Raw genomic sequence first — 13,312 nt, forward strand, 5'->3', positions numbered from 1 at the left:
GAGGATTAAGACATGGCTAAAAAAGCAATGATCGAACGCGAAAAGAAGCGCGAACGCCTGGTGGCCAAATATGCCGCAAAGCGTGCCGAGCTGAAAGAAATCGCGAATGACGAGAGCAAGCCGATGGAAGAGCGTTTCAAAGCGCGTCTGAAACTGGCGAAACTGCCGCGCAACAGCTCGGCTACTCGTTTGCACAACCGCTGTCAGCTGACCGGTCGTCCTCATGCTTACTACCGTAAGCTGAAGGTCAGCCGTATTGCGCTGCGCGAGCTGGGTTCTGCTGGTCAGATCCCCGGCATGGTGAAATCGAGCTGGTAAGGGAGACATAGATATGAATGATCCTATCGGCGATATGCTCACCCGTATCCGCAACGCGCAAATGCGCGGCAAGTCCACCGTTTCCACCCCGGCTTCTAAGCTGCGCGGTTGGGTTCTGGACGTGCTGGCGGACGAAGGTTATATCCGTGGCTACGAAGCGACGACCGGTGAAAACGGTCATCCGGCCATCGAAATCAGCCTGAAATACTACGAAGGCACCCCTGTTATTCGCGAGCTGAAGCGGGTCTCGAAGCCCGGTCGCCGCGTATACATGGGCGTCAATGACATCCCACAGGTCCGTCAGGGTCTGGGCGTGTCGATTGTCAGCACTCCGAAAGGTGTGATGTCGGACGCAAACGCTCGCTCCAACAATGTTGGCGGCGAAGTGCTCTGCACCGTCTTCTAAGGAGGTCTGTCAATGTCTCGTATTGGTAAAAAACCGGTCGAGCTGCCCAGCGGCGTTACCGCCACTGTGTCCGGCCAGACCATCGAAGTGAAAGGTCCGAAAGGCACCCGCAGCTTCACCGCAACCGATGACGTAACACTGTCGGTCGAAGACAATGTTGTGCAAATCAACCCCCGTGGCATGTCCAAGCGTGCCCGCCAGCAGTGGGGCATGAGCCGCACCATGGTTGCCAACCTGGTAACCGGTGTGACCCAGGGCTTCAAAAAAGAGCTGGAGATCCAGGGTGTTGGTTACCGGGCGCAGATGCAGGGCAACACCCTGAAGCTGAACCTGGGCTACAGCCACGACGTTGATTTCACCGCTCCGGAAGGTGTCACCATCACCGCACCGAAGCAGACCGAGATCGTTGTGGAAGGTATCGACCAGCAGCAGGTGGGCGAAGTCGCGGCCAAAATCCGCGAATGGCGCCGTCCCGAGCCGTACAAAGGCAAGGGCATCCGCTATAAGGGCGAGTTCATCTTCCGCAAAGAAGGCAAGAAGAAGTAAGGACGCAAACTATGGCAAACAGCAAAAGAACCCTGTTTCTGAAGCGCCGCCTGCGCGTTCGGAACAAACTTCGCAAGGTCAACGCGGGTCGTCCGCGTCTGTCCGTACACCGTTCGAACAAGAACATCTCTGTTCAGCTGATCGACGACGTGCGCGGCGTGACCCTGGCCTCGGCCTCGACCCTGGAAAAAGATCTGGGTGTCGTTGGCAAGAACAACGTCGAAGCGGCCACCAAAGTGGGCGCGGCCATCGCCGAGCGTGCCAAGAAGGCAGGCGTCGAAGAGGCCTATTTCGATCGTGGCGGCTTCCTGTTCCACGGCAAAGTGAAGGCTCTGGCCGACGCTGCGCGTGAAGGCGGCCTGAAGATCTAAGACTTGCGGGCAGCTTTGCGGCTGCCCCGATGATCCGGGGGCCTCGGCAACAGTCGGGGCTCACTTGGATTGAACAAACGGCGCCGATTGCGCCATGTGAGAGAAGGGATGCCAAAATGGCAGAACGTGAAAACCGCCGGGGCCGTGGTCGTGACCGCGACGAAGCACCGGAATTCGCCGATCGTCTGGTTGCGATCAACCGTGTGTCGAAAACCGTAAAAGGTGGTAAGCGCTTTGGCTTCGCCGCTCTGGTGGTTGTCGGCGATCAGAAAGGCCGCGTCGGCTTTGGCAAAGGTAAAGCGAAAGAAGTACCTGAAGCCATCCGTAAGGCGACCGAGCAAGCCAAGCGTCAGATGATCCGCGTGCAACTGCGCGAAGGTCGGACCCTGCACCACGACATCGAAGGCCGTCACGGCGCCGGTAAAGTGGTAATGCGCACCGCACCTGAAGGTACTGGTATCATCGCCGGTGGTCCGATGCGTGCCGTGTTCGAAATGCTGGGCGTCAAGGACGTTGTGTCCAAGTCGCTGGGCTCGCAGAACCCGTACAACATGATCCGCGCCACCATCAACGGCCTGCAGAAAGAGCAGAGCCCGCGTTCGGTTGCACAGCGTCGTGGCAAAAAAGTTGCTGACATCCTGCCCAAGCGGGACGAAGCACCGGCAGCTGCTGAAGCAGAAGCATAAGGAGAGCGACCCATGGCAAAAACCATCGTCGTAAAGCAGATCGGTTCCCCGATCCGCCGCCCCGCTGAACAGCGCGCGACCCTGATCGGTCTGGGCCTGAACAAGATGCACAAAACCCGTGAGCTGGAGGATACTCCTTCGGTCCGCGGCATGGTCAACAAGATCCCGCATCTGGTTGAGATCATCGAAGAACGCGGCTAAGCGCGACATCTTCGAAAAAGTTAGAAACGCCTCCGATATTTCGGGGGCGTTTTATCATTTAAGGGTTATGACGGTCTCTTAGTTTAATCGATATGGTGTCAGTTCAATCTGAACGCATTTTTTCTATTATACGGCGCATATAGTCCATGAAGCGTGCCTGTTCAGTTTCACTCAACACCTGTAGGGCTTCGGCATTTACGCTTTGAGCAGACTCATAGGCGCTGTTTCGAATTGCTGTGGCCTTCTCAGTTAACCAAATCAGTTGGGCTCTGGCGTCAGCGGGGTTCTTTGTTCTTTTGATCAAGCCGTCGCGTTCCATTCGGTTGAGCGTGTTCGCCAGGGTCGCTTGTTCGACATCTATTTTGCCCAGCAATTCTTTTTGCGTCACGCCGTCTTTGAGCCAAAGCTGCAGTAAAATTGGAAATTGCCCAACAACGATCCCCAAGGGCGCAATGCGCTGCTGCAATTCCTTCGCAAACAACCGCGCCATGTGATTGACCAGGTATCCGGCCGAGTTTTCTTTTTCAAAGTTCATGTTCAAGATTTACACTTGCATAGCAAGCTATGCAATATTATATAGCTTGCTATGGAAAAGAATTGAGAGGAATCGAAATGGCTCGTATTGAAGAGTTGGACAATATCGTCACGCTGGCAGATCAGATGCAGACCGAAGAAGGTCCGGTAGTGCTGATCAACCTGTTCACAGTGGACGCCAAAGACAAAGAGGCGCTGCTGAAGGCCTGGGCGCATGATGCAGATTTCATGAAATCTCAGCCAGGATATATTTCTACCCAGCTCCATCAGGGCATCGCTGGCAGTTCGACCTTTGTGAACTACGCGATCTGGCAGGACGTCCAAAGTTTCCGCGACGCATTTACCAATCCTGAATTTCAGCGACGGATCGCGGACTATCCAGATAGTGCTGTGGCGCGGCCACATCTTGTTCGAAAGCTCGCAGTTGAAAACCACTGCGTCGCCTGATGTGATAACCGGAGTAGCAACATGTTAAGAACCATCCACCCCATCGCCGGAGTATTAGGTTTTCTTACAATCCTCGTTTTCTGGACATCCACCTTGTACAGCGAGTTATTTGCAACCCATGCGACCGTCGCCGCAGTAAAATCCATGATCGTTAGCGGACTGTTTATTCTGGTGCCAGCAATGGTGATTGTCGGTGCATCCGGCATGTCTCTTGGGCGTCGCCGCAAAGATGTCCAGGCGCTCGCCAAGAAGAAACGGATGCCGATCATAGCGATGAACGGACTTCTCATCCTTGTTCCCGCCGCCATCTACCTTAGCGCAAAAGCAAACGCAGGATCATTCGACACCAGCTTTTATTTTGTGCAAGTCGTTGAACTGATCGCTGGCGCCACCAATCTGACGTTGATGGGGCTTAGTATTCGGGATGGCCGGGCGATGACCGCCCGCAGAAGAAGTGCGCGAAAGCAGAGAAGCCAGTAAAGGTCCCAATTAAGCACAGCGCCCCGCATAGCTATTCAATGCACGCATAGCGGCTAGACCGAAATCTTCGTTGTTAGCGATACCGAACACTCCTATCTGAACCCTGTCCAAACAAGGAACACACAAGGAAACATCGGGGAATACGCCCCGATCAGGAAAGGAATTCAGATATGGCTTATACAGCGACAACCACTCACGGCATCACCGTTTTTGCTCGCATCGCTGACTTTGCAGCAAAGGTAAAAGAGGCTTACTCCCTGCGCGCAGAATTCAATCGCACCTATTCGGAACTACAAAGCCTGACCGACCGCGAACTGAACGATATCGGTGTGCGCCGCTGCGATATCAAAGACATCGCGCATGATCACGTTTACTGCTCGTAACACAGCAAACTGATCCACGAATTCAGGGGCGCCGTTTGGCGCCTCTTTTTTGTTTGAGAGTCTATTGCGTCACAGCGCTGAAGTTTTTTGACCGGGCGCATTGCGAGGACGCCGCATATAAGGCACACGCCAGAAAAGCGACTTTTGTGCTCGGTTCAATTTGGCGGAAAGACTTAGTATGGCGCGTGAATATCAGATTGGAATGCTGTGGGTCGAAGGCCCCCTGAGTTTCCTGGAACAGCTCTGCATCAAGTCTTACCTGGACGCAGGACAAAGTGTGCGCCTCTATACTTATGACAACGTTACAAACATCCCCGAAGGGGTCGAGCACCGCGATGCGCGTGAGGTACTGCCCGATTCTGAGTTTGTGACTCATGGCCGAACCGGAAGCCCGGCACCTCATTCGGACAAGTTCCGGTATCGACTGCTGGCGCAAGAAGCTGATTTGATCTGGGCAGATACCGATGCTTACTGTCTGAAGCCTTTCTCGACACCCAACGGCCATTACTATGGGCGGCTCGAAGGTGAGGTGGCCACAGGCGTGCTCGCTCTACCTAAGGATAGTGATACACTGGGCAAATTGATTGAGCTAACCAATGATCCTTATTTCATTCCGCCGTGGTTGCCTCCGAGGCACCGAAAGCCGCTGGAAGAATCGCTGCAGAACGGAGCGCCGGTAAACGTCCCTGAGGTGTTCTGGGGGGTGTGGGGGCCACGGGCGTTTACCTGGGCACTGAAGCAGACGGGTGAGATCAAATATGCGCTGCCCGAGCACGTTTTCTATCCGCTGAACTTCACGCGCCGCCGTGCCCTGGCCCGGCCGAATGCTAGAATCGACCACTACATGAAAGAGGATACGGTTTCGATCCATCTATACGGTCGACGGATGCGAGCGATCATGCGGACCAAATATGGCGGCAGACCCGATCCGAACAGTCTGGTGGGCAAACTGGTCGAGAAGCACGGTATCGACCCACTTGCAGCCCCCATCCGGCCGCATAAAGGGTCCGCTGAAAAGGCGGGTGGAGCCGAGGACTAGCGCGGTACGCTTCCGCGGGCTTGCCAAGAGAGGTCAACGGGCCTATACGCCTGCGGTGGCCTTGCGCCATACGAATCAAAACCAAGAAATGCCGTGGTTGGCCCATCACGCTTCGGGGGTCACATCCGGCTAAGGAGAAGCGATATGAAACTGCACGAATTGCGCGACAATCCTGGCGCCACACCGAAACGCACCCGCGTTGGCCGTGGTCCCGGTTCCGGCAAAGGTAAAATGGGTGGCCGTGGTATCAAAGGCCAGAAATCCCGTTCGGGTGTGGCCATCAATGGCTATGAAGGCGGCCAGATGCCGTTGTACCAGCGCCTGCCCAAGCGTGGCTTCAACAAGCCGAACCGCAAGGAATTCGCCGTTATCAACCTGGGTTTGATCCAGAAATTCGTCGACGCCGGCAAGCTGGACGCCAAAACTGCGATTACCGAAGACGCTCTGGTTGCGTCGGGTCTGGTGCGTCGCAAGCTGGACGGGATCCGCGTTCTGGCCAAAGGCGAAATCAGCGCCAAGCTGAACCTGGAAGTCACCGGTGCTTCGAAAGCTGCCGTTGAGGCAGTCGAAAAAGCGGGCGGTTCACTGACGGTCACAAAAGCTGCTGCGGCAGAGTAAGCGCTTGTGAGCGGGCAAAGACCCGCTTACATAGTCTTCAGAGTTTTCCCAGACGCCGCCCGAGCCGGAAAACGGTTTCGGGCGGTGTTTTCATAAGAGAGACCGATTTATGGTATCAGCAGCAGAACAAATGGCAGCCAACACAAGCTGGTCTGCCCTTGGCAAAGCCACCGATCTGCGCAACCGCATCCTGTTTACGCTGGGTTTGTTGATCGTTTATCGCCTGGGCACCTTTATTCCGGTGCCGGGGATCGACGGGCAGGCCCTGCGCGAATTCATGGAGCAGGCGGGGCAGGGCATCGGCGGCATGGTTTCGATGTTTACTGGCGGGGCGCTGGGGCGGATGGGTATCTTTGCCCTCGGCATCATGCCCTACATTTCAGCCTCGATCATTGTGCAGCTGCTGACATCTATGGTTCCCGCGCTCGAACAGCTCAAGAAAGAGGGCGAGCAGGGACGCAAGAAAATCAACCAGTATACCCGTTTCGGAACCGTGGCTCTGGCCACCGTTCAGGCCTATGGTCTGGCCGTATCGCTGGAATCGGGTGATCTGGCGACCGATCCGGGCATGTTCTTCCGTATGTCGACCATGATTACGCTGGTTGGCGGCACAATGTTCCTGATGTGGCTGGGTGAGCAGATTACCGCACGTGGCATCGGTAACGGTATCTCTCTGATCATCTTCGTCGGCATCATTGCCGAGGTTCCGGCCGCATTGGCGCAGTTCTTTGCCAGCGGACGCAGCGGTGCGATCAGCCCTGCAGTGATCGTGGGTGTGATCGTGATGGTTATCGCCGTGATCACCTTTGTGGTGTTCATGGAGCGGGCGTTGCGCAAGATCCACATCCAATATCCGCGCCGTCAAGCCGGTATGAAGATCTATGAAGGTGGTTCCAGCCACCTGCCGGTCAAAGTGAACCCGGCGGGCGTTATCCCGGCGATCTTTGCAAGCTCGCTGCTTCTGTTGCCGGTGACGATCTCGACCTTCTCGTCGGGTGCGACCAACGGGCCGGTGATGTCGTGGCTACTGGCCAACTTTGGCCCCGGACAGCCGTTGTACCTGCTGTTTTTCGCCTCGATGATCGTGTTCTTTGCCTATTTCTATACGTTCAACGTGTCGTTCAAACCGGACGATGTGGCGGACAACCTGAAAAAGCAGAACGGTTTTGTGCCGGGTATCCGTCCGGGCAAGAAAACCGCCGAGTATCTGGAATACGTGGTCAACCGCGTGCTGGTTCTGGGTTCGGCCTATCTGGCGGCGGTCTGTCTGCTACCTGAAATCCTTCGGGGCCAGTTTGCCATCCCGTTCTATTTCGGAGGCACCTCGGTTCTGATTATCGTCTCTGTGACCATGGACACGATCCAACAGGTTCAGAGCCACCTGCTTGCGCACCAATACGAAGGGCTGATTGAAAAGTCCCAACTGCGCGGCAAAGGTAAGAAACGCGGCAGGAAGGGACCCTCTCGTCGATGAACATCATTCTTCTTGGGCCCCCGGGGGCCGGTAAAGGGACGCAGGCGCGCCACTTGGTTGAAACACGCGGCATGGTTCAGTTAAGCACTGGCGACATGCTGCGCGAGGCCAAGACCTCGGGCACCGAGATGGGGCAGAAGGTTGCGGCGATCATGGATGCGGGCAAGCTGGTCACTGATGAGATCGTGATCGGCCTGATCGAAGAGAAGCTGACCACCGAAACAGGCGCCGGTTTCATTTTTGACGGCTTCCCCCGTACGCTGGCGCAGGCCGATGCGCTGGCGGCGTTGCTGACCAAGCTGGGTCAGTCGTTGCACACAGTGATCGAGATGCGCGTCGATGATGATGCGCTGGTGGGTCGTATCACGGCGCGTTCGACCTGTGGCGGGTGTGGTGAGGTTTATAACGACATCACCAAACCGATTCCGGCAGACGGCAAGTGCACCAATTGCGGTAAGGAAAATGACTTCCAGCGTCGTGCAGATGACAACGAAGACAGCCTGCGTACGCGCCTGATGGAATATTACAAGAAGACCTCGCCGCTGATCGGCTATTACTACGCCAAGGGCGATCTGCGCCCCGTGAACGGACTGGCGGATATCAAGGAAGTCACCGCGTCGATTGAGGCGATCCTTGGCTGATTTCAATATGGGCTTGACGGCGTTGCCAAAAGCCCATATCGACCCCCATCCCTAAAGGGAATCAAGACCGCATGCGGGATTCGTCCCAATTGCCCCGACCACCTCGAATAATGCTGAACCCTCTGGCCTCACTGCCACGGTAAAGCGTTGTGAAAAAAGGTTCTGGAGTTACGGAACCGCAACGAAAAGGAAAGTGACACGTGGCACGTATTGCCGGCGTAAACATCCCGACTGCAAAGCGGGTACCTATCGCCCTCACATATATCACCGGTATCGGAAACACCTCGGCCAAAGCGATCTGCGAAGCCGTAGGTATCGACGCAACCCGTCGCGTTAACGAACTGTCCGACGCCGAAGTTCTGGCCATCCGCGAGCACATCGACGCCAACTTCACCGTCGAAGGTGACCTGCGTCGTGAAGTTCAGATGAACGTCAAACGCTTGATGGACCTGGGCTGCTATCGCGGTCTGCGTCACCGCCGCAACCTGCCGGTTCGCGGTCAGCGTACCCACACCAATGCTCGTACCCGCAAAGGCCCCGCAAAGGCCATCGCTGGTAAGAAGAAATAAGGGAGGGTCTGACTGATGGCACGTGATAAGACTCGCGTTAAGCGCAAAGAGCGTAAGAACATCGCATCGGGCGTCGCCCATGTGAATTCGACCTTCAACAACACCAAGATCCTGATCTCGGACGTACAGGGCAACGCCATCTCGTGGTCGTCTGCCGGTACTATGGGCTTCAAGGGATCGCGGAAATCGACACCCTACGCCGCTCAGATGGCTGCAGAAGACGCAGGCAAGAAGGCGCAGGAACATGGCGTCAAGACGCTGGAAGTCGAAGTTCAGGGCCCCGGTTCGGGTCGTGAATCGGCTCTGCGCGCGCTGGCTGCTGTGGGCTTCAACATCACGTCGATCCGTGACGTGACTCCGATCGCTCACAACGGCTGCCGTCCGCCGAAGCGTCGTCGCGTCTAAGCGATTTTGAATTGAGCTGGGGCTGTGTTTTTTGCACGGCCCCAGCACGTCATTTTGAACCTCGGGCGTCTGCACCTTGTTGGTCATGGGGCGCGGACAGGAATGGAGGGATTACATGATCCATAAGAATTGGGCTGAATTGATCAAGCCGACCCAGCTGGAAGGCAAGCCGGGCAACGATCCTGCACGTCAGGCAACTCTGGTTGCCGAACCGCTGGAGCGTGGCTTTGGTCTGACTTTGGGCAACGCGCTGCGCCGCGTTCTGATGAGCTCGCTGCAAGGCGCGGCCATCACCAGCGTCCAGATCGACAACGTCCTGCACGAGTTCTCCTCGGTCGCAGGCGTTCGTGAAGACGTCACCGACATCATCCTGAACCTCAAGCAGGTTGCCCTGCGCATGGAAGTCGAAGGCCCCAAGCGTCTGTCGATCAATGCCAAAGGCCCCGCCGTTGTCACCGCTGGTGACATCAGCGAAAGCGCTGGTATCGAGGTTCTGAACCGCGATCACGTCATCTGCCACCTGGACGATGGTGCTGACCTGTTCATGGAACTGACCGTCAACACCGGCAAGGGCTATGTCTCGGCTGAAAAGAACAAGCCGGAAGACGCGCCTATCGGCCTGATCCCGATCGATGCGATTTATTCGCCGGTCAAAAAGGTTGCCTATGACGTTCAGCCGACCCGTGAAGGTCAGGTTCTGGACTATGACAAGCTGACCCTGAAGATCGAAACAGATGGCTCGATCACACCGGAAGACGCGCTGGCCTTTGCCGCTCGTATCCTGCAGGACCAGCTGTCGATCTTCGTCAACTTCGACGAGCCGGAATCGGCTGGCCGCCAGGACGAGGACGATGGTCTGGAGTTCAACCCGCTGCTGCTGAAGAAAGTGGACGAGCTGGAACTGTCTGTCCGTTCGGCAAACTGCCTGAAGAACGACAACATCGTTTACATCGGCGACCTGATCCAGAAGACCGAAGCCGAGATGCTGCGCACCCCGAACTTCGGCCGCAAGTCGCTGAACGAGATCAAAGAAGTGCTGTCCGGCATGGGTCTGCACCTCGGCATGGATGTCGAGGACTGGCCGCCCGACAACATCGAAGATCTGGCGAAGAAATTCGAAGACGCGTTCTAAGCGCGTCTTCTCCAATGCCCGGCCCGAAAATGGGTTGCCGGGGACAACAAGGGCACTTCCGCCCCAAGGAGAGCCGGTGACACGCATCGCCGGCCAGACAAAGCAAAACGCGAAAGAAGGAACTAGAAAATGCGTCACGCACGTGGTTACCGCCGCCTGAACCGTACACATGAGCACCGTAAGGCGCTGTTTGCGAACATGGCTGGCTCGCTCATCGAGCATGAGCAAATCAAAACGACTCTGCCGAAGGCAAAAGAACTGCGCCCGATCGTTGAAAAACTGATCACCCTGGGCAAGCGCGGAGACCTGCACGCCCGCCGCCAGGCCGCATCGCAGCTGAAAGAAGACCAATACGTCGCAAAGCTGTTCGAAGTTCTGGGCCCCCGCTATGCCGAACGTCAGGGCGGTTACGTCCGCATTCTGAAAGCTGGCTTCCGCTATGGCGACATGGCCCCGATGGCGATCATTGAATTCGTGGATCGCGACGTCGACGCCAAAGGCGCGGCCGACAAGGCCCGCGTTGCCGCCGAAGAGGCTGCAGACGAAGAATAAGAAAGCCCGGCTTTCTGAATTCTGACCCCCGTGTCTCCGGACGCGGGGGTTTTTTGCTTCCGCGGACCAAGCGGCCAACTGGTCCTCCTGTTGCCAGAATCGCAATCTTGGGTGATCCTTTAAGAAATTAAAGGATCGCAATATGTTTAGGTATCTGATTTTTGTGCTCGGTATTGGCGCATCAACCGCGCTTTATGCTCAGGAAACATCCAATGATCCCGCGGCCGAAGAAACGTCAACTGATCAATCCGATCTGTTGACAGATGCCGAGCTGCAAACATTGGTTGCACCGGTCGCTCTTTATCCAGACACGTTGCTTATCCAGATATTTGTCGCCGCTACCCAGCCGTTGGAAATTGTGAAGGCCGAGCGTTTTTTGCTGGACAACGCCGACCGTGACCCCGCTGAGTTGGAGCCGGAAATCGATGCCATGGGCTGGGATCCTTCGGTCAGTGTTCTTGCAACGGCGTTTCCCGAAGTTGTCGGGCAGATGGCCACCCATATTGACTGGACCGAAACCATGGGCACCGCGATGCTGGCCCAGTCCGACGATGTGATGGACGCTGTTCAGGTGATGCGGGACCAGGCGATCGACAGTGGCGCATTAGTTTCAGGCCCTGAACAAACAGTTGAAGTGGCCGAAGACGAAACGGTAGTCATCACGCCCACAAACACCGAGACGGTATATGTGCCGCAATACAACCCCGAAACAGTTTATACCGGTCCATCGACAGGGGATGTGGTTGGTGCGGCGTTACTGACCTTTGGCACGGTCGCACTAATTGACGAAATTTTTGACGACGATGATGATTGGTACGACTATTGGGGCTGTCGGAATTGTGGCGGATGGAATGGTCAACCCATCATCAGAAACCCCGATATCGACATTGATGTCGACCGCAACGTCAATATCGACAGGGACATTGATCTTGGGGACCGGACGGATATCGGATGGCAACCCGATCCTGACCGCAAAAAACAGGCACAGGATAAAATCTCGAACCACAAAAGGCCCGAAAGTGGCCGTGGCGATCTGCCAGTGAACCGTCCCGAAGGACGCACAGATGAGTTGCGCGCGAAACTGAGCCGCGAATCTGGTGCTGCCGATATCAGTCGGGATGGCGCCTCGCGCGAGCGGGCAGCAGCGGTTGCCGCCGGAGCGGGCGCAGGAGCCGTCGCTGGCGGTGCGCTTGCCAACCGGGGCGGTGGAAAAAAAGACCTGCCACAGGTGAACCGAGGCAATGTCGACCGAGATAAGGCCGCAGCCAAGCAGCAAGCCGTCGAGCGTACCAAGCAAAGACCGGAGACTGCGAAAAAGCCTGTCCAACAAAGACCCCAAGCTGCCAAGAAGCCTCAGGCCAAGAAAGCGGCTCAGCGCAAGCCACAGGCCTCCAAGGGGCAGGCGATGAAGAAAAAGGCGTCAGGGAAAAGAACCCACAGCGCGTCCAATCGCGGCCATGCCGCCAAAGGCAAGCGGAGACGGTAAGATGCGTAATTCGGTGTTTTCCATTTTTTTTCTTGCCGCAACTGCGGGTGCGGCACTTTCAGATGGGGCTCGGTTCGACACGCCGCAAACTGCCCTTGATGCCTTTGTTGATGCCCTGAGGGCGGATGACCAAGGCAAGTTGCTGGAGATTTTTGGGCCCGAGGCGGAAGACCTGATCGGGACAGGTGATCCTGTCGAGGATCAGGAAAGGCGGCAGGAAGTACTTGCCATGTACGCCGAGGGTTACCGATTTCAGCCTGACGAGGACGGCGTCGTTCTTTTGTTGGGCGAAGACAGCTGGCCATTCCCGATCCCCATTTCACGAGGCGAAGACGGCTGGCAATTCGACCTCGAAGCCGGCATCGAGGAACTCTCTGCCCGCGAGATTGGCTTGAACGAACTGGACGTGATCGAACTGCTTGAGGCTTACGTCGATCTTCAGGCTGCGTTCAGGCTGGTCGATCACAATGGTGATGGCGTTATGGAATTTGCCCAGACGATTATTGCGGATCCAGGCGTCAGAAACGGGTTGTTCTGGCCCGAAGAAGACAGCTTTGTCGGTGCAGCACTGGCCCGCGCTGCCGCTTCGGGTTGGAGTGATGGCGAGGTTGATTACGAGGCCGAGCCCTTCCTGGGGTATTACTATACTATCCTGCAAGAGCAGGGTCCAAATGCACCGGGTGGCGCTTATTCCTATTATGTCGGTGATAGGTTTGTCGCCGGGCACGCCCTGTTGGCAGTTCCTGCCGAATATGGTGAAACCGGTATCCATTCATTCCTTGTGGGCGAAAACGGAATTGTTTTCGAAGCGGATTTTGGCCCCGAAACACTGGAAATAACTGCGGATTTTACGTCCTACGATCCCGGTCAGGATTGGTCGCCGGTTGAATGATTCCTGCGCCACCTGTTTGCAGGCGGACAGTACAGGTCTATCGTCTAACTAACGTCATTTACGGCGATTTACGGCAATGTAAAACCATCTTTCCCGCGTTATCCTGAAAAATATGTGTGGAGTACAGATGAT

Annotated in this window: 20 protein-coding genes; 19 read left to right on the forward strand and 1 reads right to left on the reverse strand. The window is 56.2% G+C overall.

The genetic code is table 11. The annotated features are described in order from the left end of the window. Window positions 1-12 precede the first annotated feature (12 nt). The 6 genes from rpsN to rpmD all read left to right on the forward strand — a co-directional run bounded on the left by rpsN (window position 13) and on the right by rpmD (window position 2,528). Window positions 13-318 (forward strand): 30S ribosomal protein S14, encoded by a 306-nt coding sequence (rpsN, locus tag ACR0M2_RS11430; RefSeq protein ID WP_010437098.1) that lies wholly within the window; start codon window positions 13-15, stop codon window positions 316-318. A gap of 13 nt (window positions 319-331) precedes the next feature. Continuing rightward, a complete protein-coding gene (gene rpsH, locus ACR0M2_RS11435; RefSeq protein WP_010437099.1) occupies window positions 332-724 on the forward strand; it encodes a 30S ribosomal protein S8 in 393 nt (130 codons plus the stop codon). Between the two features lie 12 nt (window positions 725-736). Then, window positions 737-1,270 carry a 50S ribosomal protein L6 gene (gene rplF, locus ACR0M2_RS11440; protein ID WP_170351676.1) on the forward strand — a complete coding sequence of 178 codons (534 nt, stop codon included), beginning with the start codon at window positions 737-739 and terminating at the stop codon, window positions 1,268-1,270. An 11-nt stretch (window positions 1,271-1,281) separates the two neighbouring features. Then, window positions 1,282-1,641, forward strand: coding sequence for a 50S ribosomal protein L18 (gene rplR, locus ACR0M2_RS11445; RefSeq protein WP_058283506.1), 360 nt, complete (start codon window positions 1,282-1,284; stop codon window positions 1,639-1,641). A gap of 116 nt (window positions 1,642-1,757) precedes the next feature. Further along, the gene (gene rpsE / locus ACR0M2_RS11450) at window positions 1,758-2,327 is read left to right on the forward strand and encodes a 30S ribosomal protein S5 (protein WP_058283505.1); all 570 of its coding nucleotides are present in this window, start codon (window positions 1,758-1,760) and stop codon (window positions 2,325-2,327) included. Between the two features lie 12 nt (window positions 2,328-2,339). After that, window positions 2,340-2,528 (forward strand): 50S ribosomal protein L30, encoded by a 189-nt coding sequence (gene rpmD, locus ACR0M2_RS11455; RefSeq protein ID WP_008757946.1) that lies wholly within the window; start codon window positions 2,340-2,342, stop codon window positions 2,526-2,528. A gap of 103 nt (window positions 2,529-2,631) precedes the next feature. On the opposite strand, the gene ACR0M2_RS11460 is transcribed toward rpmD, so the two are convergent. Continuing rightward, the gene (locus ACR0M2_RS11460) at window positions 2,632-3,063 is read right to left on the reverse strand and encodes a MarR family winged helix-turn-helix transcriptional regulator (RefSeq protein ID WP_170414653.1); all 432 of its coding nucleotides are present in this window, start codon (window positions 3,061-3,063) and stop codon (window positions 2,632-2,634) included. A 77-nt stretch (window positions 3,064-3,140) separates the two neighbouring features. Between ACR0M2_RS11460 and ACR0M2_RS11465 the strand changes: the two genes are divergently transcribed. From ACR0M2_RS11465 to ACR0M2_RS11525, 13 genes are all read left to right on the forward strand, one after another. Next, the gene (locus ACR0M2_RS11465) at window positions 3,141-3,509 is read left to right on the forward strand and encodes an antibiotic biosynthesis monooxygenase family protein (RefSeq protein WP_170351674.1); all 369 of its coding nucleotides are present in this window, start codon (window positions 3,141-3,143) and stop codon (window positions 3,507-3,509) included. A gap of 21 nt (window positions 3,510-3,530) precedes the next feature. Further along, on the forward strand, window positions 3,531-3,989 hold the full coding sequence (locus ACR0M2_RS11470) for a hypothetical protein (protein ID WP_480705134.1): 459 nt from the start codon (window positions 3,531-3,533) through the stop codon (window positions 3,987-3,989). A 170-nt stretch (window positions 3,990-4,159) separates the two neighbouring features. Then, complete coding sequence (locus ACR0M2_RS11475; RefSeq protein ID WP_480705136.1) at window positions 4,160-4,372, forward strand: DUF1127 domain-containing protein; 213 nt, start codon at window positions 4,160-4,162, stop codon at window positions 4,370-4,372. Between the two features lie 178 nt (window positions 4,373-4,550). Further along, window positions 4,551-5,411, forward strand: a complete 861-nt coding sequence (locus tag ACR0M2_RS11480; protein ID WP_480705138.1) for a hypothetical protein — start codon at window positions 4,551-4,553, stop codon at window positions 5,409-5,411. Window positions 5,412-5,555: 144 nt separating this feature from the next. Continuing rightward, window positions 5,556-6,029 carry a 50S ribosomal protein L15 gene (rplO, locus tag ACR0M2_RS11485; protein WP_480705140.1) on the forward strand — a complete coding sequence of 158 codons (474 nt, stop codon included), beginning with the start codon at window positions 5,556-5,558 and terminating at the stop codon, window positions 6,027-6,029. Between the two features lie 109 nt (window positions 6,030-6,138). Continuing rightward, window positions 6,139-7,503: a preprotein translocase subunit SecY gene (gene secY, locus ACR0M2_RS11490; RefSeq protein ID WP_058283501.1), complete on the forward strand. Its 1,365-nt coding sequence runs from the start codon at window positions 6,139-6,141 to the stop codon at window positions 7,501-7,503. Continuing rightward, the gene (locus ACR0M2_RS11495) at window positions 7,500-8,144 is read left to right on the forward strand and encodes an adenylate kinase (protein ID WP_170351670.1); all 645 of its coding nucleotides are present in this window, start codon (window positions 7,500-7,502) and stop codon (window positions 8,142-8,144) included. Before secY ends, ACR0M2_RS11495 begins: the two co-directional genes overlap by 4 nt. 200 nt (window positions 8,145-8,344) lie before the next feature. Next, window positions 8,345-8,713 carry a 30S ribosomal protein S13 gene (gene rpsM / locus ACR0M2_RS11500; protein ID WP_058272383.1) on the forward strand — a complete coding sequence of 123 codons (369 nt, stop codon included), beginning with the start codon at window positions 8,345-8,347 and terminating at the stop codon, window positions 8,711-8,713. Window positions 8,714-8,728: 15 nt separating this feature from the next. Continuing rightward, a complete protein-coding gene (gene rpsK / locus ACR0M2_RS11505) occupies window positions 8,729-9,118 on the forward strand; it encodes a 30S ribosomal protein S11 (RefSeq protein WP_008757289.1) in 390 nt (129 codons plus the stop codon). Window positions 9,119-9,233: 115 nt separating this feature from the next. Next, window positions 9,234-10,250 (forward strand): DNA-directed RNA polymerase subunit alpha, encoded by a 1,017-nt coding sequence (locus ACR0M2_RS11510; RefSeq protein ID WP_058276312.1) that lies wholly within the window; start codon window positions 9,234-9,236, stop codon window positions 10,248-10,250. A 129-nt stretch (window positions 10,251-10,379) separates the two neighbouring features. Next, window positions 10,380-10,802 (forward strand): 50S ribosomal protein L17, encoded by a 423-nt coding sequence (rplQ, locus tag ACR0M2_RS11515; RefSeq protein ID WP_170351669.1) that lies wholly within the window; start codon window positions 10,380-10,382, stop codon window positions 10,800-10,802. Window positions 10,803-10,944: 142 nt separating this feature from the next. Continuing rightward, window positions 10,945-12,288, forward strand: coding sequence for a DUF3300 domain-containing protein (locus tag ACR0M2_RS11520; RefSeq protein WP_480705142.1), 1,344 nt, complete (start codon window positions 10,945-10,947; stop codon window positions 12,286-12,288). A 1-nt stretch (window position 12,289) separates the two neighbouring features. After that, window positions 12,290-13,180, forward strand: coding sequence for a DUF2950 family protein (locus tag ACR0M2_RS11525; protein WP_480705144.1), 891 nt, complete (start codon window positions 12,290-12,292; stop codon window positions 13,178-13,180). The last annotated feature ends 132 nt before the right edge of the window (window positions 13,181-13,312 follow it).

It is taken from the genome of Ruegeria sp. BE10 (assembly GCF_056538905.1).